This is a genomic window from Bacillus cereus group sp. MYBK108-1 (assembly GCF_051917185.1).
Lineage (GTDB): Bacteria > Bacillota > Bacilli > Bacillales > Bacillaceae_G > Bacillus_A > Bacillus_A cereus.
In genome coordinates this window covers 147,034-167,937 of record NZ_JBQAHZ010000003.1, presented here as the reverse complement: position 1 = coordinate 167,937, position 20,904 = coordinate 147,034, and the positions used below count along the sequence as shown (strand labels likewise).

Here is a 20,904-nt window from a genome sequence, read left to right as displayed (position 1 = left end):
CTCATTTTATCTCGCCTAATTGGTGAAGGCTAATAATAAGTGAGGATGGAGAAATTTTCTCGCTCATTAAAGTTTCACTTTATTTTAACTTTGAGAATGATGGTGATTTTTTTATGTTGAAAGTAAAACGTCCATTTGATGCCTATTTAGATGAAATGAATAAAATTACAATTTTGCTCCCACATGCGTATGGAACAAGTCGGACATTTCGTTTGCAAGAAGGAAGTAATGTGAAAGATTTACCGATTGCTCATACTATTGCGCTTCCAGATGCAACGAAGTATGAGTGCTTTATAGAAGAGCCGCTAGATGTGGGGAAGTATTATACAGTACGAGATGAACGGAATGAAGAAACTGATTTACAAATAGGTGCTGTTATTCGAACAAAAAGTTTCGATGAAAAGTATTATTACGAAGGTACAGATTTAGGTGCTGTTTATCAAAAAGAAGAAACGACATTTAAAGTATGGGCCCCAACTGCAAGGCTTGCGAAAGTAAGAATTTATAAGAGCGATAAAGAATATACCGATCATGAAATGTACAGGGGAGAAAACGGAGTTTGGATTCAAACATTACAAGGTGATTTAGACGGAGCACGCTATACATTTCTTGTTTGTATTAATTTAATATGGAACGAAGCTGTGGATCCTTATGCAAAGTCGGTGACGGTAAATGGAAAACATGGTGTTGTTATCAATTTAGAAAAAACGAATGTAACAAGACGAGAGGGATTACCAACATTACAATCAATGACAGATGCCATATTGTATGAACTGCATATTCGTGATGCGACTATACATCCAAATAGTGGAGTAATTCAAAAGGGAACATATAAAGGATTGATGGAAGAGGGAACAACAGGACGGAATGGGACATTAACAGGGTTGTCCCATATAAAAGATTTAGGTGTTACACATGTTGAACTATTACCTTTATATTGTTTCGGTGGTGTAGATGAGGCGAATCCTTCGTCCGCCTATAATTGGGGATATAATCCATTATATTACAATGCACCAACAGGATATTATGCTACAAACCCCTCTGATCCGTATAACAGGATAGTTGAGTGCAAACAACTAATTGAAACATTTCATGAACAAGGTATTAGGGTGATTATAGATGTTGTCTATAATCATGTTTATGAAAGAGAGCTATCATCATTTGAAAAGCTTGTTCCAGGATACTATTTTCGTCATGGTGAAGATGGTATGCCTTCTAATGGGACGGGAGTCGGAAATGATATAGCGTCTGAACGGAAAATGATGAGGAAATTCATTGTAGAGTCTATTTTATATTGGCTTACTGAATACAATGTCGATGGATTCCGATTCGACTTAATGGGAATTTTAGATGTTGATACAATGAATATGATAGAAAAAGAAGTGCGAAACATAAAACGAGATGCTTTGTTATTAGGAGAAGGATGGGATTTACAAACACCGCTTCCTGCCAAAGAAAAAGCAACGTTAAATAATGCGAAGAAAATGCCACATATCGCGCAGTTTAATGATCAATTTCGTGATGGGATAAAAGGGAGTACATTTCATATAAATAAGCGTGGTTTTGCATTTGGTGGGCATGTAGACTGTAATCATTTGCAGTATATTGCAGCAGGAAGTCTTTTAAGTATGAAAGAAACAGGGCTGTTTCTAGAGCCAGCGCAAAGCATTAACTATGTAGAATGTCATGATAATATGACGATGTGGGATAAACTAGTGCGCAGTAATGAAGAATCAGAAACGATTTTGAAAAAACGTCACCTGTTAGCGAGCGCAATGGTTATTCTTTCACAAGGCATTCCTTTCTTACACGCAGGGCAAGAGTTTTATCGTACGAAGAAAGGAAATGAAAATAGTTATAATGCAAATGATGAGATCAATCAATTAGATTGGGATCAAAAAGAGAAAGAGATAGAGACTGTTAACTATATAAAAGGTTTAATTGCGATTCGTAAAGAGCATGGGGCATTCCGATTACAAAGCGCAGACCTTATAAAAAAACATATGACTTTTTTACAAACATCTACAGAAGTGCTTGCATATCACCTAGAGCATGCAGAAACGTTTGGGCCATGGAAAGAGATTATCGTCTTATTTAATAGCGGTTTAGAAGCTAAAACTGTGCAACTTCCGAAAGAAGCAACGTGGCATGTGTTAGTAAACGAAAACGAAGCGAAAATAGAGCCAATTTCTTCATTTAGAGGAAAGGAACTTAAGCTCGCTCCAATTAGCACGTATATATTGACGATAATGTGACAAATCGCTACTTGACGATGAGAATGTAATAAATGTAGAATTGACAAAGGTGACGATTTTGATAAGTTGTCATTCTATGACAGGTTTTGTAAAATAAAATAGAGGATTTTTGGCTTAGGCTAATTTTTCTTTTCATTTACAGTAAAATATATGAATCCACAACATGTGTAGAAATGTTGCGGTTTTTCTTTTCATAACTATAAAAGATAAGGATTTGTTAACGGGTAATGAATATGGAATGGTTGGAACAATTATTAGGAAAAGAGTGGAGTCTTGTACCGGCTGGTGGAGTAACGGGCGATGCATATATTGCGCAAAACGGACAACAGAAGTTATTTTTAAAGCGGAATACATCGCCCTTTTTAGCGGTATTGTCAGCAGAAGGAATTGTTCCAAAATTACTTTGGACAAGAAGGGTAACGAATGGTGATGTAATTTCTGCTCAAAAATGGCTTCCGGGACAGAAGCTAGAGCCAGAGGATATGAAACTAGAACGTGTTGCGAAACTTTTGAAGAAAATACACTCCTCTAAAGCGCTTGTACAGATGATTCAAAGACTTGGGAAGCAGCCGCTTCACGCACAAGAGTTATTACAACAACTGCAACTCGTTTTAAGAGGAGATATAAGGGATGATGAAACAATTCAGCAAGGCCTTCAATATTTAATGGATTCATTAAAAGCTATTGAATACAATGAATTCGTTGTATGCCATTGTGATGTAAATCATAACAACTGGCTATTGTCGGATGAAGATGAATTGTTTTTAATTGATTGGGATGGAGCTGTAATTGCTGACCCAGCTCTAGACCTCGGTATGTTATTATATTGGTACATTCCGCGCCAGGAATGGAGTGAGTGGCTCGGTTACTATGATATTGAAATGGATGAATCGCTGCTTAGGCGTATGAGATGGTATGTGATAGCACAAACGATTTTGTCTATTCAATGGCATACAACAAAAAAACAGCAAGCAGAAGCTGAATATTGGCATCAATATTTACAGCAACTACTTGCTTCAGAATGATACTTAAGAAAAATTGTCCATTCCAGCAATCCACTGAGTAAGTTGTTCTTGATTATTGGAAATATGGTTGTCCAAATTAGAGGAAGATTTACCCGATTGACTATAAGAATATACATCGTTTAGCATTGTTTTAGCGTCACTACTTATATTATCGTTTGCGAGTAACGATTGAATGAGGCGCTCTAATTGCTCGCATTCTGAAACTGTCCCGCAGCAATCATTTTGGTGGTTGACTAAAATATCTTTCAGCACTTCTAATTGATGTTGTTGATTAATTGGCATGAACGGATCATCCTTTCGATTGTTTTTCTCTTCAAATATAAGAGAAAAAGCTGTTTCGTCATGGAATGTTTAATGCTGTATGTAGTTTTTATCAAAATGGTACATCTTATACTTGAAAGAAACGGACCGAGTGCTCGTACGTACTTGGTTTTTTGTTTGGTAGATTGATTAAAAAAGAAAGAAGGAATTATTCCTTTAAAATAGCTATGTAAAGAGAGGGAAACATCTATGCGTTTAAGACATAAACCGTATGCAATGGATCGAATTAATGAATATTCACATATCGTAATCGGAAACCCAGAGGAGCGCGCTGGTAGCTGGAAAGAAGTATTTGGAAACGAACAACCAATTCACATTGAAGTAGGTACAGGTCGTGGCCGCTTTATGTATGATATGGCGAAAGCGAATCCACATATTAATTATATTGGAATTGAAAAATTCACAAGTGTTGTTGTAGATGCACTTGATAAATTAATTGAAGAAGAATTACCAAACTTAAAGTTAATTAATAAAGATGCTGAAGATTTAACAGTTTTCTTTGCGAAAGGTGAAATTGATCGCGTTTATTTAAACTTCTCAGATCCATGGCCAAAGAAACGTCATACGAAGCGTCGTTTAACGTATAAAACATTTTTACGTAATTACGAAGAAGTGTTAGTAGAAGGCGGAGAAATTCATTTCAAAACAGATAACCAAGGTTTATTTGAATATTCTCTTATGAGTATGGCTGAGTATGGTATGTTACTAACGTACTTAAGCTTAGATCTTCATAACAGCGACTTTGAAGGTAACATCATGACTGAATACGAAGAGAAATTTTCTAGTAAAGGTCATCGTATTTACCGAGTTGAAGCAAAATATCGTACAGAGCCTATGCAGTAATGCGTAGGTTTTTTTACACCTAAAATAATCAGAATTTTATGTTAAGATTAATTAAAAAGGGGGATGTGTAATGGAACAGTTACAAATTGGAGATATAAAAGTAACGTGGTTAAAAGGCGGGAATACACATTTAGATGGAGGCGCAATGTTTGGAGTCGTACCGAAAGTACTTTGGTCACGTAAATATAAACATAATGACACAAATCATATTTATTTACGAACAGATCCGTTACTTTTGCAAACGAAAGACGGAAATATGCTCATTGATTCCGGGATAGGAAACGGTAAGCTGAATGAGAAGATGAAACGAAATCAAGGTGTAACAGAAGAATCATCGGTTTATGAATCATTAGAAAAATTAGGATTAAAGCCTGAAGATATCGACTACGTCTTGATGACACATCTTCATTTTGATCATGCATCTGGTCTAACAAAATGGGAAGATGATCACCTTGTACCGGCATTTCCGCATGCGAAAGTTTACGTAAGTGAAACAGAATGGAATGAAATGAGGAATCCAAACATTAGATCACGTAATACATATTGGAAGGAAAATTGGGAGCCAATTGTAGATCAAGTTGTTACGTTCCAGCAAGAAATAGAAATTACAGATGAAATCAAGATGGCACATACGGGTGGGCATAGTGATGGACATGCAGTCATCATTTTGGAGAGTCAAGGGGAAACGATGCTACATTTAGCAGATCTCTTGCCGACGCACGCGCATCAAAATGTATTATGGGTAATGGCATACGATGATTATCCGATGACCTCGATTGAAAATAAACAAAAATGGATGAAGTATGGTGCTGACAAAGAGGCGTGGTTTACGTTTTATCATGATGCATATTATCGTGCTGTGAAGTGGAATGAGGAAGGGCATATCGTAGAAAAAATAGAACGGAAAACGAGTATAGAAGCATAAAAATAGGAGGTTGTTCCATTATATTTATTGGAGCAGCTTCTTTTTTATTATAGAATTTTGCCGGTAAGTCGATATATTTAAAAAATCGCTGATATAATTTTAATCAATACCCGCAATTTCAAAAAAATAAGAGGTTCACCTAATGGGAACCCTCCGTTTTATGCTGCTATAACCTCTAAAACAGTACCTGTTTTAGCATCAACTAAAAATTCAAATCGTTCTTGTATATCATCTAACATTGTTGTAAGACCGCCGCGATAAACTTCATATGCGACATCATATTTTTCAAATGTCTCTGGAACCATATGTACCCAAGAGCCAGTAATTTCACCTTTATGACTTAATGCTTGTTTCACCATTTTCAATGCTTTTTCTGAAGAAATATGGGATTGTTCTTGTACTTTGTTTGCAACGAGATAACCAGCTGCGAACCCAACGCCAAGACCTGCTACTAAACCTTTCCAGCTCATATATTCACCTCAATTCTATAAAATAAAAATAGTGTACCGATAATAATTATAAAGCAAATACAGCTAAAAAAGAAGAAACTAGAAACATTTCGAAAATTTCGTTACAATAAAAGAGGTATTCTACTAAGGTTTGAAAGAAGGGGACTTCGTGAATAAAGAGACATTACAATTATTTCGTACGTTAACAGAATTACAAGGTGCATCAGGTTTCGAACATGATGTACGCCGTTTTATGAAGCAAGAATTAAGCAAATATGCTGATGAAATTGTACAAGACGGTTTAGGTAGCGTATTTGGTCTGAAAAAAGGGGACGAAACTGGCCCACGTGTTCTTGTAGCAGGTCATATGGATGAAGTAGGTTTCATGGTTACGCAAATTACGAAAAACGGAATGCTTCGTTTTCAAACGTTAGGCGGCTGGTGGAGCCAAGTTTTATTAGCACAGCGTGTACAAGTTATGACGAAGAATGGTCCTGTTATTGGGGTTGTTGGTTCTATTCCTCCTCATTTATTAAGTGACGCGCAACGTGCAAAACCGATGGATATAAAAAATATGTTAATTGATATAGGTGCAGATAGTTATGAAGATGCGATTGAAATTGGTGTAAAACCAGGACAACAAATCGTGCCGATCTGCCCGTTTACACCGATGGCAAATGAGAAGAAAATTATGGCGAAAGCTTGGGACAACCGTTACGGATGTGGTCTTGCAATCGAATTGTTAAAAGAATTAAAAGATGAAACATTACCAAACACTTTATACTCTGGTGCTACTGTACAAGAAGAAGTAGGCCTCCGCGGAGCGCAAACAGCTGCAAATATGATTCAACCAGACATTTTCTATGCGCTTGATGCAAGTCCAGCAAACGATGCATCTGGTGACAAAACGCAGTTCGGTCAATTAGGAAAAGGTGCCCTTCTTCGTATTTACGATCGCACGATGGTAACACATAGAGGAATGCGCGAATTCATTTTAGATACAGCAGAAACAAACAACATTCCGTACCAATACTTTATTTCACAAGGTGGTACAGATGCTGGTCGTGTACATACAAGTAACTCTGGTATCCCATCAGCAGTAATTGGTGTTTGTGCACGCTACATTCATACACATGCTTCAATTTTACATGTTGATGATTATGCAGCGGCGAAAGAATTAATTACGAAGCTTGTAAGAACAACAGATAAAACGACGTTAGAGACAATTAAGAATAACGCGTAGAGAGGAAGAAGGGCTGAAGAGCCTTTCTTTTTTTGGCTTGAATAGATGACCCATCCATGAGTGGGAGCGGTCAGCGCCTGATTGGTGCTCGAATGGTGTATTAAGACCCTGGATAGGAAAAGAGAGGAAGGCTGTTTTTGTTTTTGAAGACGGTAATGTTGTTAGAAAAAACCTTCTTTTTTAGATTGAATAGATGACCCAGCGATGAGTGGGAGCGGTCAGTGCTTAATTGGTGTTCGAATGATGTATGAAGACTCCAAGTAGGAAGTGAGAGGAAGGCTGTTTTTGTTTTTGAAGACGGTAATGTTGTTAGAAAAAACCTTCTTTTTTAGATTGAATAGATGACCCAGCGATGAGTGGTAGTGGTCAGTGCTTAATTGGTGTTCGAATGATGTATGAAGACCCCAAGTAGGAAGTGAGAGGAAGGCTGTTTTTGTTTTCGAAGACGGTAATGTTGCTAGAAAAAACCTTCTTTTTTAGGCTGAATAGATGACTTGGTGATATGTGGTAGTGGTTGATGCTTAATTCGTATCTGATAGGGATATTAGAATAGAATGATGAATTTTTATAGAGGTGAACGAAATGAAAGTAGTAGTAGGATCAAAGAATAAAACGAAGGTTGGCGCTGTGGAGAAGGTTTGGAAAGATGCTGAAATTACATCTCTTTCTGTTCCGTCAGGAGTATCAGCTCAGCCTTTCTCAGATGAAGAGACGATGCAAGGAGCGATTAATAGAGCGAAGCGAGCGCTAGAGGAAGGAGAAGCTCCAATTGGTATTGGGCTAGAAGGCGGCGTAATGAAAACGGAGCACGGTTTATTTATGTGTAACTGGGGCGCCCTAGCAACAATGGATGGGAAAGTATTTGTGGCCGGAGGAGCGCGTATTACGTTACCAGACGATTTTTTAGCACCTCTTGAAGATGGTAAGGAATTAAGCGAAGTGATGGAAGAGTTTGTGCAGCGAAAAGATATTCGTAGTCACGAAGGTGCTATCGGTATTTTTACAGATGATTATGTCGACCGCACGGAATTATTTGTACACGTTGTTAAGTTGTTAGTTGGGCAATATAAGTATGACAAAAAGCAAGCATAAACCTTGCACCGTGCGCGATGTATGGTAGTATAAAAGAAAGATTATAACATGAAAAATGCACCCGTTAGAGGAGGAAATATAGATGAAGTCATTAGAAAGCATGGAGCAATTCCAACAGTTAAAAAATGAAGAGAATGTAGTCTTTATGTTCTCAGCAGAATGGTGCCCAGACTGCCGCTTTGTAGATCCATTTATGCCAGAAGTAGAAGAGAAATATAGTGATTTCTCATTTTACTATGTAGATCGTGATGAGTTTATTGATCTATGTGTAAAATTAGACGTATTTGGCATTCCGAGCTTTGTAGCGTACAATAAAGGTGAAGAAACTGGTCGCTATGTAAACAAAGATCGTAAAACACAAGAACAAATCGAAGAGTTCATTGAAGGTTTAAAATAAGGCAATTTGCCAATTGAATTGTAAAACAACCTCTACCTTCGCGGGGGAGGTTATTTTTTTGGAAGGGAGGAAAAAAGAGATGAAGATGACAAGTAAAAAGATGAAAGATGAGTTAATAAAGAAATTATCTCGCCCAGAATGGGACTTTCAGTATGATAGTGAGAAAGAAGTTTTACGTATTGAACAAAAAGACTCCAAAAAAGGTATTAACGTATCGCTTCCAGGAGTTGTGGCAAAATGGGAAGTGAACAAGGAAAAGGCAATTGAAGAAGTTGCTTATTACGTACAAGAAGCGCTAATTGCGATGCATAAAGAAGAAAATAGCGGAGCGAAAATTTTACCTGTTATTCGCTCTACTTCTTTCCCGAAACAAGCAGAAGAAGGAAATCCGTTTATTATGACGGATCATACGGCGGAAACACGTATTTACTACGCGCTAGATTCGAATAAAACGTATCGACTAATTGATGAGCGTCTATTACAAAAATTAGAACTTACAGAACAGCAAGTGCGTGAAATGGCATTATTCAACGCACGCTCATTAGGTTATGAATTTAAACAAGACACAGTAGCGGGTAATACATTCTACTTTTTAAACACAAATGATGGGTATGACGCGACTCGTATTTTAAACGAATCGTTACTACAATCGATGCGTGAAAAGATTTCTGGTGACATGGTTGTTGCTGTTCCTCACCAAGATGTATTAATTATTGCTGATATCGTCAACGAAATCGGTTATGATATTATTGCACAAATGACAATGAAATTTTTTGCCGAAGGGCATGTTCCGATTACATCACTTTCATTCGTATATGAAGATGGAGAATTTGAACCAATCTTTATTTTAGCGAAAAATCGGAAGAAGACAGATGGAAAAGAGAAAGGATGAACGAAGTGAACGTTTTTTACAACCTTGAAGGAATTGGTGACACTTTAATTGTTGCCTTACAAGATATTACTTTAGAGAACCGTACTTTTGATCGCAAAGGAGATGTTGCACGCGTATATGATCGTGAAAGCAATGTAACAGCAGGATTCAACATCTTTAATGCATCTTCTTACTTAGAAGTAAAAGAAACAGGCAACCTTACATTAACGAAAGAGCTTGTAGAGAAAATCAACGGAATTTTAGCGAAGAATGGCTTTGAAGAAACAGTAGAAGCAGATCTTTCTCCGAAATTTGTTGTAGGCTATGTAGCTGAAAAAGAAAAGCATCCAAATGCTGACAAGCTAAACATCTGTAAAGTAGAAATCGGTACAGAAACATTACAAATCGTATGTGGTGCACCAAACGTTGATGCAGGACAAAAAGTTGTCGTTGCAAAAATTGGTGCTGTAATGCCAAGTGGTATGTTAATTAAACCAGCAGAACTTCGCGGTGTTCCTTCTTCTGGAATGATCTGCTCTGCACGTGAATTAGAGCTTCCAGATGCTCCACAAGAAAAAGGTATTCTTGTATTAGAAGATAGCTTTGAAGTTGGACAAGAGTTTAAATTTTAATTGATATAAGAAGAGAGAGGTTGTCCTTTTGGGCAGCCTCTCTTTTTGTTTTGTCATTTTTTGTTGGTAAGTCGATATTCCGTGTCGAATCGTTGATATATGTAGAGTTACGATAGATATATTTGAAAAATCGTTGATATATGTAGAGTTACGATAGATATATTTGAAAAATCGTTGATATATGTAGAGTTACGATAGATATATTTGAAAAATCGTTGATATATGTAGAGTTGTGACAGATATATTCAAAAAATCATTCATATTATAAGGATGTCACCTTTTTTCTTAAAATCTATATTGTATTTTATAAACAAACTAGTTAAAATTTAGAAAAATAGAAGGGGATAGACGTATGAAACAACAAATAAAAATCGCAGAACTTCTAAAACGAATTGAAACTTCAAAACAGCAAGATATTGAGCTAGGTACTTATGAAATATATGTGTTTAGTGAAAGTGAATTAGAAAAAGGACAAATCGGTTACCGATACGATAAACATAAAAATTCATTAATAAGTGAAGAAAACGGAAAGTGGCAAGAAGGATGGATTACAATTGGATATGAAACGGATATGGGCGATCCAGTTTTCGTAAATATAGATGATGACGCTTATCCGGTTTATACTGCAGAACGTGGTACAGAAAAATGGCAGCCAGTTTATATTGGAAATATGGATGAGATTATAGGGCAATTATAAGAAAAACTTTGAATCCGGTGCAAAGTGATGGGAGAGAAGTATGAAGTATATAAAAATAATGAGCATGATTGCATTCATTGGAATATATATGGCCGGTTGTTCACAAGAGCAGCCGAAAAAAGAAACTACATCTTCTATACAAGAGAAAAACAAAGATACCAAAGAAGACGCACCGGTAGAAAAGCAGCAAGAACAAGAAAAGAATGAAGAGTCACAAGCAATTCAAACGAATGAACAAGTAGAACATAAGCAAGAGGAAGTATCATCTGAGGAAAAGAAAGAAGAAACTACGCCAGTACAGCCAACTGAGCAACCAGTGCAAAATAATGAACAAAAAGTAGAGGGTAATGAAAAACAAGAGAAGTTTCTCGTCGTTATTGATCCAGGACATCAACAAAAAGCGAATTTAAATTTAGAGCCAATTGGACCAGGGGCAACAACGCAAAAATATAAAGTGACAGACGGTACAACAGGTGTTGTGACGAAAAAGAGAGAGGCTGTACTTGTATTAGAAATGGCTTTTTTATTAAAAGAAAAGCTTGAAGCAAAAGGGATACAAGTATTAATGACGAGAACATCACAAGACGTTGATATAAGTAATAAAGAACGGGCGACATTCGCAAATAATCATAAGGCGAATTTATTTTTACGTCTTCATGCAGATGGTTCTGAAAATCCAAACGAAAGTGGATTTGCTGTATTGACGCCGGCAGAAGGAAGTCCGTATACGAAAGAGATTTATGCGGAAAGTCTTCAAATCTCTCAAATGATTGTAAATAAAATGAGGGAGAACCAGCAAGTAAAAGTAAATGGAATTAAATTTCGGGATGATCTTTCTGGATTTAATTGGTCCAAAGTACCTGGCGTACTATTAGAACTTGGGTTTATGTCAAACCATGAAGAAGATAAAAAATTATCTGACCCGCAGTATGTAAATTCTTTATTGCAAAGTGTAACGGATAGTATAGATGCATATCGGAAGAGTAAAGCTTAAGCGCAGTCTTACATGAAAGGCTGCGTTTTTCCATATGAAACACTCGTAAATTAGAATATTGTGGATAAATATGACATGCTTAATTTTACCTGCACTTTTTGCCGAATGCTGATACAATAAAGGATGTTACTATTTAGTAGAAAGAGTGGTAAGCATGTTAGATTGGATGAAAAAGCTGTTTAACAAAGAGGAAGAACAAACAGCGATGAATAAAGAAGTACCAAAGCAAATTGAAAGTCAGCCGAAAATTCCTCGTGTAAACCACTACACTGAAGCAAGAGAAGCACAAATGGCAAGTAGGAATGCAGGTAAATGCCGTTTTCCTTTAATACCGGATAATGGGTTCGATGAAGAGGATGAAAGCGAAGTAAATCGCTTCGAAGAACAACCTGTTCAAGGAGTAACATATGAAGAACCTACTGCCCAAAGAGGAATAAAGGTGGAAAGAAGCAGACGACCGTATGTGGAAAAGGTAGTTTCTACATATGAAGAGCCGGAAGTGCAATATGAACCGGTGCGGGAGTCTGTCGTTAAAAAGGCATCTGCACCTTCGCAAGAGAGTAACCGTAGACCATTTCGTCCAACAGAAATGATTTCGCCAATTTATGGATATAATCGTCCTTCAGTAGAGAAAAAGGAAGAAAAGCAGGAGGAAGTAAAGGAAAGAGAAGACCTTGAAATATCTGTAGAGGGTAAATCAGTCGTTGATGCATGGTTAGAGAAAAAAGGATATAAATTATCTGATTTCTCAGAAGGACAAGCACCAACTTCTTCTAGTCATAGAGCTGCTAACCAGCAAGGAGAGCAACAATATGAAGAGAATAAAAAGGAAGAAAAGTCAGTAGTTGATCAATGGCTAGAGAAAAACGGTTATGAAATCGAACGCCAAGTGCCTTTAGTAGAAGAAAAAGAAGTGATTCAAGAAATGAGTACACCGCAGGAAGTTTCAGCGGATGAATTACTTCATAAAACAGTAGCTGAGCAGATGGAAAGTGCTAAGCTAGAAAAAGATGTAGTGGTGTTAAACGAAAACAATCTACAAGAAGAATTAGTAGCTTCTAAAGTAGAGCACGAGGATACAATATTATCAGAAGAAATTAAAGGTAATACAGAAATAAAACAACCTACTATTGAAGTAGAAAAGCAAGCTCCAGAAGAATCAGTGATTGTCAAAGCAGAAGAAAAACTTGAAGAAACAATCATTGTGGAAATACCAGAAGAAGTGTCAAAAGTAGAAGTAATTGCAAAAACGGAAGAGCTAGAAGAAGTAGTTATGGAAACAGAGGCACCTGAAGAAGTGGAAGCAGAAGGGTCAGAAGAAGTGGAAGTAATTGCGGAAACGGAAGAAGTGGAAGTAATTGCGGAAGCAGAAGAAGTAGAAGTGATTGCAGAAACAGAAGAGTCAGAAGAAGTGGAAGTAATTGCGGAAGCGAAAGAGTCAGAAGAAGTGGAAGTAATTGCGGAAGCGAAAGAGTCAGAAGAAGTGGAAGTAATTGCGGAAGCGAAAGAGCTAGAAGAAGTGGAAGTAATTACAGAGACAGAAGAGTCAGAAGAAGTGGAAGTAATTGCGGAAGCAGAAGAAACAGAAGTGATTGCAGAAACAAAAGCGCCTGTAGTAGAGACATTTGTAGCACTTGAGGAAATTCAGCAAGAAGATGAAGCAATTGAACAAAAGAGTGAATTCATACATGTTGCTGAGGCTGATGAACAAACGAAGAAAGATGTTCAAAGCTTTGCGAATGTTTTAATTGCAGAAACAGAGGAAAATAGACGAGTTGTAGAAGAAGCACAGGTCGCAGAAGAGCAACGAGTTGTAGAAGAAGCGCCAGTCGTAGAAGAGCAACGAGTTGTAGAAGAAGCGCCAGTCGTAGAAGAGCAACGAGTTGTAGAAGAAACACCAATCGCAGAAGAGCAACCAGTTGTACAAAAAGAAGAACCAAAACGTGAGAAAAAGCGCCATGTACCATTTAATGTTGTTATGTTGAAACAAGATAGAACACGATTAATGGAAAGACATGCAGCTAGAGCAAATGCAATGCAGCCTTCTGCTAATGTACGAGTAGAGAATAAGCCAGTACAACAAGAGGTAGCAGAACCACAAGTGGAAGAACGCCCAGTGCAGCAAGTAGTAGCAGAACCACAAGTGGAAGAAAACCCAATGCAGCAGGTGGTAGCAGAACCACAAGTGGAAGAACGCCCAGTGCAGCAAGTAGCAGAACCACAAGTGGAAGAACGCCCAGTGCAGCAAGTAGTAGCAGAACCACAAGTGGAAGAGCAACCAATGCAGCAAGTAGTGGTAGAGCAAGTACAAAAGCCAATTTCAAGTACGGAAGTACAAGAGAAAGCATATGTTGTAAATCAAAGAGAGAACGATATGCGAAATGTATTGCATACACCACCGACATATACTGTTCCACCATTAGCGCTGTTGTCGATTCCACAGCAATCAGCGTTAGATAATACAGAATGGTTAGAGGAGCAGAAAGAATTATTAGATACAACGTTTAATAATTTTCACGTTGGCGCACATGTTATTAATGTATCGCAAGGGCCAGCGGTAACTCGTTTTGAAGTACAGCCAGACCCAGGTGTGAAAGTAAATAAAATTACAAACTTAAGTGATGATATTAAGTTAAGTTTAGCTGCGAAAGATATTCGTATTGAAGCGCCGATTCCAGGGAAGAGTGCAATTGGAATTGAAGTTCCAAATAAAGAAAGCAAGCCAGTATTTCTTCGCGAAATTTTAAGAAGTCCTGTATTCACAAAGAGTGAATCACCGCTTACTGTTGCGCTTGGACTTGATATTTCAGGGGACCCAATTGTAACGGATATTCGAAAAATGCCGCACGGACTTATTGCGGGTGCAACGGGTTCAGGTAAAAGTGTGTGTATTAACGCGATTTTAACGAGTATTTTATATAAAGCGAAACCACATGAAGTGAAGTTAATGTTAATTGATCCGAAGATGGTTGAGCTTGCACCATACAATTCTGTTCCGCATCTTGTAGCACCTGTTATTACGGATGTAAAAGCAGCGACAGCTGCATTAAAATGGGCAGTTGAGGAAATGGAACGCCGTTATGAATTGTTTGCACACGCAGGTGCTCGTGATTTAACTCGCTACAATACGATTGTAAGTGAGCGAGAAATTCCAGGAGAGACATTACCTTATATCGTTATTGTCATTGACGAGTTAGCCGATTTAATGATGGTAGCACCTGGTGATGTTGAGGAAGCGATTTGTCGTATTGCGCAAAAAGCACGTGCTTGTGGTATTCATTTATTAGTAGCGACGCAGCGTCCATCTGTAGATGTTATTACAGGTTTAATTAAGTCAAACATTCCAACGCGTATTGCGTTTACTGTATCATCTCAAGTTGATTCGCGTACGATTATTGATATTGGGGGCGCGGAGAAATTACTTGGCCGTGGTGATATGTTATTCTTAGGGAACGGTACATCTAAACCAGTTCGTGTACAAGGTGTATACGTATCGGATGATGAGATTGAAAAAACAGTTGATCATGTGAAAAAGCAAATGAAGCCGAATTACTTATTTAAGCAAGAGGATTTATTAGCGAAAACAGAACAAGCTGAGTCGGAAGACGAATTGTTCCTTGATGCATGTCAATTTGTTGTAGAACAAGGGGGAGCGTCCACATCTTCTGTACAGCGAAAATTCCGCATCGGTTATAATCGCGCGGCACGTCTCATTGAAGAGATGGAATCGCAAGGAATTATTTCTGAAGGTAGAGGAACGAAACCGAGAGATGTCCTTATTTCTGAGGATGAATTTGCCGCTATGCAGGAAACAAATGTATAGTAAACGGTTTTGCTGTATACTAAGAGAAAATGTTGGATAGTAAAGTAGGGAGTAAAGCGACATGAAAGAAATTGAATTAAAATTAAAAGGTGAAATAAATAGACTAACAAATAAAACATTTAAATTTGACGAACGTGTTGGAGAAGGTTGGTTCTCTGCCGTTTACTTTTTAAAAACTAGAGAAATCATCGAAGAATTTCGCCCGAAAAGTGTTGTAACGATGCAATTTTTCCAAAAGGAAAATGCAGTTCTTTGCGGAACGGATGAAGTAATTGCATTGCTACAAACATTCGCTAAAAATCCTGAGGAACTTGAAATTAACTCTTTAAAAGATGGCGATAAAATTAGTCCATTTGAAACAGTGTTAACAATTCATGGTCCTTATGAAAATTTCGGATTTTTAGAAGGTGTCATTGATGGGATTTTAGCTCGTCGTACATCGGTTGCGACAAACGTATATAACGTTGTCCAAGCTGCGCGTAGCGTAGATAAAGAAAAACCAGTTATTTTCATGGGAGACCGTGATGATCATTATACACAACAAGCTGGTGACGGTTATGCAGCATACATCGGAGGTATGAGCGCACAAGCGACGCATGCGATGAATGAATGGTGGGGCAAAAGTGGTATGGGGACGATGCCTCACGCATTAATTCAAATGTTTAATGGTGATGTTGTGGAAGCGGCAAAAGCATATCATAAGAAATTCCCAGAAGATGAATTAGTTGTACTAATTGATTACAATAATGATGTTATTACAGATGCACTTCGCGTAGCGCGTGAATTTGGATCAACATTAAAAGGTGTACGTGTAGATACGTCCCGCACGATGATTGATCAATACTTTATTCGCCACCCAGAAGTACTTGGAACATTCGATCCACGTGGTGTAAACCCATCGCTTGTATTCGCACTTCGTAAAGCACTTGATGAAGAAGGATTCCAGCATGTAGACATCGTTGTAACTGGTGGATTTGATGAGAAGCGTATTCGTGAATTTGAAGCTCAAAACGTACCTGTTGACATATACGGGGTAGGAAGTAGCTTATTAAAAATGAATATTGGCTTTACTGGTGATAATGTAGAACTAAATGGGAAACCAGAAGCAAAAGCTGGTCGTAAATATCGTCCAAACCCACGTTTAGAGCGTGTTCAATTAGAAAAAAGAGAAGAGATGTAAAAGAGAGAAAAACTGATAGGTGATTGACCCTATCAGTTTTTCTGTTATCATAGTATAGCGGCTTCTTTTTTGCTATAATGGACTTATTATGGACATATAAAGAAGTACGTACGAGTTTATCCTGATAAGTGAAGGGAAAGAATAACTTCACTACATCAAAAATGTATGATGATTACCAAAATAAGAAAAGATTCATATACTGTCTTATAGATAGGCCGTTGTATTAGTTCGAAATGTTGGAGGTTCTTTAAGATGACAGTTTACCATTTTGTAGGAATTAAAGGAACAGGAATGAGTTCATTAGCGCAAATTCTTCATGATATGAAGCATACTGTTCAAGGGTCTGATTATGAAAAGCGTTTCTTTACACAAACAGCGTTGGAAAAGCGTAGTATCTCGATCCTTCCTTTTGATAAGAATAATGTAGAAGAAGGACAAGTGATTATTGCAGGAAATGCATTTCCTGATACGCATGAAGAAATCGTAGCAGCAAAAGAATTAAACATCCCAGTCCATCGTTACCATCATTTCTTAGGTGACCTGATGAGCCAATACACAAGTGTTGCTGTAACTGGTGCACACGGAAAAACATCAACAACAGGTTTGTTAGCCCATGTAATGCAAGGTGCACACCCAACATCTTACCTTATTGGAGATGGAACAGGGCATGGGGTAGAAAATAGTAAGTATTTTGTATTTGAAGCTTGTGAGTATCGTCGTCATTTCTTGTCTTATAATCCAGACTATGCAATTATGACGAATATTGATTTTGATCATCCAGATTATTTTGCAGACATCAATGATGTATTCAGTGCATTCCAAGAGATGGCATTGCAAGTGAAAAAAGGCATTATTGCATGTGGAGATGATGAAGAACTTCAAAAAATTCAAGCGAAAGTACCTGTTATTTTCTATGGATTTGGAGAAGATAATGATTTCCAAGCACGCAACATTCAAAAGAGAACAGATGGTACGATATTTGATGTATTCGTTCGTAACACGTACTATGATACGTTCAAAATTACAGGATACGGCAATCACAGCGTATTAAATGCGTTAGCAGTAATCGCGCTTTGCCATTATGAAAATGTTGATGTAGAAGCAGTAAAACATCAATTAACAACTTTTGAAGGCGTAAAACGTCGCTTTAATGAAAAGCCGATGGGAGAGCAAGTAATCATCGATGACTACGCGCACCATCCGACAGAAATTAATGCAACGATTGAAGCAGCTCGTCAAAAACATCCAGAGCGTGAAATTGTCGCTGTATTCCAGCCGCATACATTCTCACGTACAGAAAAGTTCTTAGATGAGTTCGCAGAAAGCCTAAGCAAAGCTGACCAAGTATACTTATGTGATATTTTCGGATCAGCACGTGAAAACAAAGGTGAATTAACAATCGAAGATCTGCAAAAGCGTATTGACGGTGCAGAATTAATTACAGATACAACAACGGATGTATTAAAGAAACATAAAAACGGCGTTCTAATTTTCATGGGCGCAGGTGACATCCAAAAATTCGAAGCGGCTTACGTAAAAGAAGTTCAAGTTGCAGAGAAATAATAGAAAAGACGCATAGCTTGGCTGTGCGTCTTTTTTGTTGTGTTCAACTTTTATTTATGTATTGACCTAGAGCTAACTCTAGGTTGTAAGATGAAAATGTAAAAACAAGGGGGAGAGAACATGTATAAAATCGGTGAAGTAGCAGAATTAACAGGGATGGGCATTCACACTTTGCGCTACTATGAGAAATTAGGTTTATTACCACCACCAACGCGATATAGCGGTATTCGTCAATATACAGAAGGCGATGTACGTTTATTAAAATTTTTATATTCATTAAAACAAACTGGGATGTCATTAGAAGAGATGGCTGAGTTTGCAAGTGATGGGTGCATTATAGAGGAAATTAGGCAGAAGAAAGAGGAAGTACCAGCGAAAGTAAAAAAGAGAATTTCCATTTTAACAACGCACTTGGAGCGATTAAAAGAACAGCAGGAACAATTGCAAAAAGTTGTTCAGCTAACGGAGGAGAAGTTAGAAATTTATTACGGTTTTCTAGAAGAAAAGGACTTGGAGGCCGGCAATGAAAAATAAAGTATATACGCAGTTATTAGGTTTTGCGATATTTACTGGTGGGACATTTAATGCTTCGAAATATGCGGTGCAGTATTTCGAAGCAATTCATATAGCAGCATGGCGTTTTGGGATTGCTGCATTTGTGATGTTATGTTTGTTAAAAATACGAAAAGATTTTGATCTGGAAGTATGGATGCAGAATAGGACCTATTATCTTTTCCTAGGTATTGTTGGTGTATTCGGCTTTAACTTCTTTTTCTTTTTAGGAATGAAATATACAGAAGCTGTTAATGGTGCACTTATTATGGCGACAAATCCTCTCGTTACGACGCTGTTAGCAAGTGTCATTTTACGAGAGAAAATTGTGAAGCGCCAAGCTATTGGAATGTTACTTGCACTAATTGGCGTTGTTTTTGTACTTACACAAGGTTCGTTTACAATACTACAACATTTATCATTTTCAAAAGGGGATTTTTATATTTTATTAGGGAATATTTGCTGGGCGTTATACGGCGTGCTAGGCAGACGGTTTATTAAAACTGGTAATCCAATACAAACGACGACATATACGATGACTATTGGTGCACTTGCCTTTATTATCATATCTTCTACACAAAAAAGTATAGTACCAGTTTTAGAAATTCCTTTGTTGGCATGGGGAGCAATTCTCTTTATGGCAATTGGAATGAGTGTGCTTGGTTACTTATGGTGGAATAATGGAATTGCTCAAATTGGTGCAGCAAGGACATCTTTATTTTTTAATCTAGTGCCTGTTGTTACAATACTTATTTCTTTTATTGAAGGAGTCAATATAACATCTGCACAATCTGTAGGAATGATATTAGTTATTACGGGAGTATCGTATTCTTCTGGTTTTATACAAAGAAAATCAAAAGAAAGTGTTAATATTTAACTTTTTACATCTAAAAATGTTAGAATAATAAGAAAACTAAAAAGGGGACTAAAAAACATGTTCACACTCCGAGTAGATGACGAAATCGAACTACAATTACTAGAAAAACATCATAAAGAGGAATTATATCAATTATTAGATCAAAACCGTAATCATTTACGGAAATGGCTCCCTTGGGTAGATGGGACAAAATCTGCTGATGCTTATGATGAAATTTTTCCGATGTGGTTAAAGAAGTTTGCAGAGGGAGACGGTTTTGAAAGTGGTATACGTTACAAAGGAAAGCTCGTTGGGATGGTAGGCATTCATCCAGTGAGCTGGGGGAAGAAAGCGACGAGTCTTGGGTATTATCTTGCAGAAGATGCTGGCGGGAAAGGTATTATGACGCGTAGCGTAAAGGCTGTACTTCACTATGCATTTGAAAATTTAAAGCTGAATAAAATTGAAATTCGGTGCGGTGTTGGAAATGCGAAAAGCCGCGCAATTCCAGAACGTTTAGGATTTAAGTTAGATGGTATTTTACGAGATGAAGAATGGCTATATGATCATTTTCATGATATCGCTGTATATAGTTTACTAGCTTCAGAATGGAAAGAGATTCGATGAACGAGAAGATTCGTATTGTTCCATATGAAAGTACGTTTCAAGAGGAAGTAGTAGATCTTATCGTTCATATTCAGCAAAAAGAGTATAATGTTTCAATTACGAAAGAAGAGCAACCTGATTTACTTGAAATAGAAACATTCTATCAAAAGGATCACGGAAACTTTTGGGTAGCAATTTATGATGGTAAAGTAGTTGGAACAGTAGCTTTATTAGATATTGAGAATCATCAAGTAGCGCTAAGAAAAATGTTCGTACAAAAAGAGTTTCGCGGAAAAGAATGGGGTGCATCACATATGTTGCTTCAAACAGCAATTTCATGGGCTGAGGATAAAAAATTGAAAGATATTTACTTAGGAACAACAGTAAAATTTTTAGCGGCACATCGTTTTTATGAAAAGAATGATTTTCAAAGTGTGAGTATAGACGAGTTGCCGAAAAACTTTCCGGTGCTACAGGTAGATAAGAAATTTTATAGGTACATTGTGTAAAAGGTCATTTAGAAATGGCCTTTTTCTATGAATTAAAATGGAAATAGTTGTATAATTTGGATTAGGGGGAT

Annotated in this window: 20 protein-coding genes; 18 read left to right on the top strand and 2 right to left on the bottom strand. The window is 37.4% G+C overall.

Going from position 1 to position 20,904, the window contains the following annotated elements; all coding sequences use genetic code 11:
• The first annotated feature begins 113 nt into the window (after window positions 1–113).
• Complete coding sequence (gene pulA, locus ACTFSL_RS07225) at window positions 114–2,255, top strand: type I pullulanase (protein WP_000921750.1); 2,142 nt, start codon at window positions 114–116, stop codon at window positions 2,253–2,255.
• Window positions 2,256–2,482: 227 nt separating this feature from the next.
• Window positions 2,483–3,280 carry a phosphotransferase family protein gene (locus ACTFSL_RS07220; protein WP_001986674.1) on the top strand — a complete coding sequence of 266 codons (798 nt, stop codon included), beginning with the start codon at window positions 2,483–2,485 and terminating at the stop codon, window positions 3,278–3,280.
• A 3-nt stretch (window positions 3,281–3,283) separates the two neighbouring features.
• Here the strand turns inward: ACTFSL_RS07220 and ACTFSL_RS07215 are convergent, their stop codons facing one another.
• Window positions 3,284–3,562 (bottom strand): YtzH-like family protein, encoded by a 279-nt coding sequence (locus ACTFSL_RS07215; RefSeq protein WP_440041441.1) that lies wholly within the window; start codon window positions 3,560–3,562, stop codon window positions 3,284–3,286.
• 228 nt (window positions 3,563–3,790) lie between these two features.
• Between ACTFSL_RS07215 and trmB the strand changes: the two genes are divergently transcribed.
• Window positions 3,791–4,444: a tRNA (guanosine(46)-N7)-methyltransferase TrmB gene (gene trmB / locus ACTFSL_RS07210; protein WP_001239385.1), complete on the top strand. Its 654-nt coding sequence runs from the start codon at window positions 3,791–3,793 to the stop codon at window positions 4,442–4,444.
• Window positions 4,445–4,514: 70 nt separating this feature from the next.
• Window positions 4,515–5,369, top strand: coding sequence for a YtnP family quorum-quenching lactonase (locus ACTFSL_RS07205; RefSeq protein ID WP_088338319.1), 855 nt, complete (start codon window positions 4,515–4,517; stop codon window positions 5,367–5,369).
• Window positions 5,370–5,527: 158 nt separating this feature from the next.
• Here the strand turns inward: ACTFSL_RS07205 and ACTFSL_RS07200 are convergent, their stop codons facing one another.
• Complete coding sequence (locus tag ACTFSL_RS07200; protein ID WP_000118541.1) at window positions 5,528–5,839, bottom strand: PepSY domain-containing protein; 312 nt, start codon at window positions 5,837–5,839, stop codon at window positions 5,528–5,530.
• 148 nt (window positions 5,840–5,987) lie between these two features.
• Here ACTFSL_RS07200 and ACTFSL_RS07195 point away from each other — a divergent pair, with 148 nt between their 5' ends.
• The 14 genes from ACTFSL_RS07195 to ACTFSL_RS07130 all read left to right on the top strand — a co-directional run bounded on the left by ACTFSL_RS07195 (window position 5,988) and on the right by ACTFSL_RS07130 (window position 20,833).
• Entirely contained in the window at window positions 5,988–7,061 is a 1,074-nt protein-coding gene (locus ACTFSL_RS07195) for a M42 family metallopeptidase (RefSeq protein ID WP_001031517.1), read from the top strand.
• Window positions 7,062–7,643: 582 nt separating this feature from the next.
• Window positions 7,644–8,153, top strand: coding sequence for a DUF84 family protein (locus tag ACTFSL_RS07190; protein ID WP_000869940.1), 510 nt, complete (start codon window positions 7,644–7,646; stop codon window positions 8,151–8,153).
• Window positions 8,154–8,235: 82 nt separating this feature from the next.
• Window positions 8,236–8,550, top strand: coding sequence for a thioredoxin family protein (locus ACTFSL_RS07185; RefSeq protein WP_000838193.1), 315 nt, complete (start codon window positions 8,236–8,238; stop codon window positions 8,548–8,550).
• Window positions 8,551–8,629: 79 nt separating this feature from the next.
• Complete coding sequence (locus tag ACTFSL_RS07180) at window positions 8,630–9,442, top strand: DUF1444 domain-containing protein (protein WP_000784588.1); 813 nt, start codon at window positions 8,630–8,632, stop codon at window positions 9,440–9,442.
• Window positions 9,439–10,053 carry a YtpR family tRNA-binding protein gene (gene ytpR / locus ACTFSL_RS07175; protein ID WP_001006771.1) on the top strand — a complete coding sequence of 205 codons (615 nt, stop codon included), beginning with the start codon at window positions 9,439–9,441 and terminating at the stop codon, window positions 10,051–10,053. Before ACTFSL_RS07180 ends, ytpR begins: the two co-directional genes overlap by 4 nt.
• Window positions 10,054–10,405: 352 nt before the next feature.
• Window positions 10,406–10,750 carry a hypothetical protein gene (locus tag ACTFSL_RS07170; protein WP_000813166.1) on the top strand — a complete coding sequence of 115 codons (345 nt, stop codon included), beginning with the start codon at window positions 10,406–10,408 and terminating at the stop codon, window positions 10,748–10,750.
• A gap of 40 nt (window positions 10,751–10,790) precedes the next feature.
• Window positions 10,791–11,744 carry an N-acetylmuramoyl-L-alanine amidase gene (locus tag ACTFSL_RS07165; RefSeq protein ID WP_400155204.1) on the top strand — a complete coding sequence of 318 codons (954 nt, stop codon included), beginning with the start codon at window positions 10,791–10,793 and terminating at the stop codon, window positions 11,742–11,744.
• Between the two features lie 154 nt (window positions 11,745–11,898).
• On the top strand, window positions 11,899–15,567 hold the full coding sequence (locus ACTFSL_RS07160) for a DNA translocase FtsK (protein WP_440041438.1): 3,669 nt from the start codon (window positions 11,899–11,901) through the stop codon (window positions 15,565–15,567).
• A gap of 61 nt (window positions 15,568–15,628) precedes the next feature.
• Window positions 15,629–16,747 carry a nicotinate phosphoribosyltransferase gene (locus ACTFSL_RS07155; protein ID WP_000658370.1) on the top strand — a complete coding sequence of 373 codons (1,119 nt, stop codon included), beginning with the start codon at window positions 15,629–15,631 and terminating at the stop codon, window positions 16,745–16,747.
• A gap of 252 nt (window positions 16,748–16,999) precedes the next feature.
• Complete coding sequence (murC, locus tag ACTFSL_RS07150) at window positions 17,000–18,310, top strand: UDP-N-acetylmuramate--L-alanine ligase (RefSeq protein ID WP_000219468.1); 1,311 nt, start codon at window positions 17,000–17,002, stop codon at window positions 18,308–18,310.
• Between the two features lie 120 nt (window positions 18,311–18,430).
• Window positions 18,431–18,844 carry a MerR family transcriptional regulator gene (locus tag ACTFSL_RS07145; RefSeq protein ID WP_000276605.1) on the top strand — a complete coding sequence of 138 codons (414 nt, stop codon included), beginning with the start codon at window positions 18,431–18,433 and terminating at the stop codon, window positions 18,842–18,844.
• Complete coding sequence (locus ACTFSL_RS07140) at window positions 18,834–19,739, top strand: DMT family transporter (protein WP_078421197.1); 906 nt, start codon at window positions 18,834–18,836, stop codon at window positions 19,737–19,739. The genes ACTFSL_RS07145 and ACTFSL_RS07140 overlap by 11 nt, the downstream gene beginning before the upstream one ends.
• A 57-nt stretch (window positions 19,740–19,796) precedes the next feature.
• On the top strand, window positions 19,797–20,345 hold the full coding sequence (locus tag ACTFSL_RS07135) for a GNAT family N-acetyltransferase (RefSeq protein ID WP_000494681.1): 549 nt from the start codon (window positions 19,797–19,799) through the stop codon (window positions 20,343–20,345).
• Entirely contained in the window at window positions 20,342–20,833 is a 492-nt protein-coding gene (locus ACTFSL_RS07130) for a GNAT family N-acetyltransferase (protein ID WP_061457774.1), read from the top strand. Before ACTFSL_RS07135 ends, ACTFSL_RS07130 begins: the two co-directional genes overlap by 4 nt.
• The last annotated feature ends 71 nt before the right edge of the window (window positions 20,834–20,904 follow it).

What these genes read in the sequence shown, in the direction of transcription:
- pulA (WP_000921750.1), top strand. Translation starts at nt 114, where the DNA reads ATGTTGAAAGTAAAACGTCCATTTGATGCCTATTTAGATGAAATGAAT.
- ACTFSL_RS07220 (WP_001986674.1), top strand. Translation starts at nt 2,483, where the DNA reads ATGAATATGGAATGGTTGGAACAATTATTAGGAAAAGAGTGGAGTCTT.
- ACTFSL_RS07215 (WP_440041441.1), bottom strand. Translation starts at nt 3,562, where the DNA reads ATGCCAATTAATCAACAACATCAATTAGAAGTGCTGAAAGATATTTTA.
- trmB (WP_001239385.1), top strand. Translation starts at nt 3,791, where the DNA reads ATGCGTTTAAGACATAAACCGTATGCAATGGATCGAATTAATGAATAT.
- ACTFSL_RS07205 (WP_088338319.1), top strand. Translation starts at nt 4,515, where the DNA reads ATGGAACAGTTACAAATTGGAGATATAAAAGTAACGTGGTTAAAAGGC.
- ACTFSL_RS07200 (WP_000118541.1), bottom strand. Translation starts at nt 5,839, where the DNA reads ATGAGCTGGAAAGGTTTAGTAGCAGGTCTTGGCGTTGGGTTCGCAGCT.
- ACTFSL_RS07190 (WP_000869940.1), top strand. Translation starts at nt 7,644, where the DNA reads ATGAAAGTAGTAGTAGGATCAAAGAATAAAACGAAGGTTGGCGCTGTG.
- ACTFSL_RS07185 (WP_000838193.1), top strand. Translation starts at nt 8,236, where the DNA reads ATGAAGTCATTAGAAAGCATGGAGCAATTCCAACAGTTAAAAAATGAA.
- ACTFSL_RS07180 (WP_000784588.1), top strand. Translation starts at nt 8,630, where the DNA reads ATGAAGATGACAAGTAAAAAGATGAAAGATGAGTTAATAAAGAAATTA.
- ytpR (WP_001006771.1), top strand. Translation starts at nt 9,439, where the DNA reads ATGAACGAAGTGAACGTTTTTTACAACCTTGAAGGAATTGGTGACACT.
- ACTFSL_RS07170 (WP_000813166.1), top strand. Translation starts at nt 10,406, where the DNA reads ATGAAACAACAAATAAAAATCGCAGAACTTCTAAAACGAATTGAAACT.
- ACTFSL_RS07165 (WP_400155204.1), top strand. Translation starts at nt 10,791, where the DNA reads ATGAAGTATATAAAAATAATGAGCATGATTGCATTCATTGGAATATAT.
- ACTFSL_RS07160 (WP_440041438.1), top strand. Translation starts at nt 11,899, where the DNA reads ATGTTAGATTGGATGAAAAAGCTGTTTAACAAAGAGGAAGAACAAACA.
- ACTFSL_RS07155 (WP_000658370.1), top strand. Translation starts at nt 15,629, where the DNA reads ATGAAAGAAATTGAATTAAAATTAAAAGGTGAAATAAATAGACTAACA.
- murC (WP_000219468.1), top strand. Translation starts at nt 17,000, where the DNA reads ATGACAGTTTACCATTTTGTAGGAATTAAAGGAACAGGAATGAGTTCA.
- ACTFSL_RS07145 (WP_000276605.1), top strand. Translation starts at nt 18,431, where the DNA reads ATGTATAAAATCGGTGAAGTAGCAGAATTAACAGGGATGGGCATTCAC.
- ACTFSL_RS07140 (WP_078421197.1), top strand. Translation starts at nt 18,834, where the DNA reads ATGAAAAATAAAGTATATACGCAGTTATTAGGTTTTGCGATATTTACT.
- ACTFSL_RS07135 (WP_000494681.1), top strand. Translation starts at nt 19,797, where the DNA reads ATGTTCACACTCCGAGTAGATGACGAAATCGAACTACAATTACTAGAA.
- ACTFSL_RS07130 (WP_061457774.1), top strand. Translation starts at nt 20,342, where the DNA reads ATGAACGAGAAGATTCGTATTGTTCCATATGAAAGTACGTTTCAAGAG.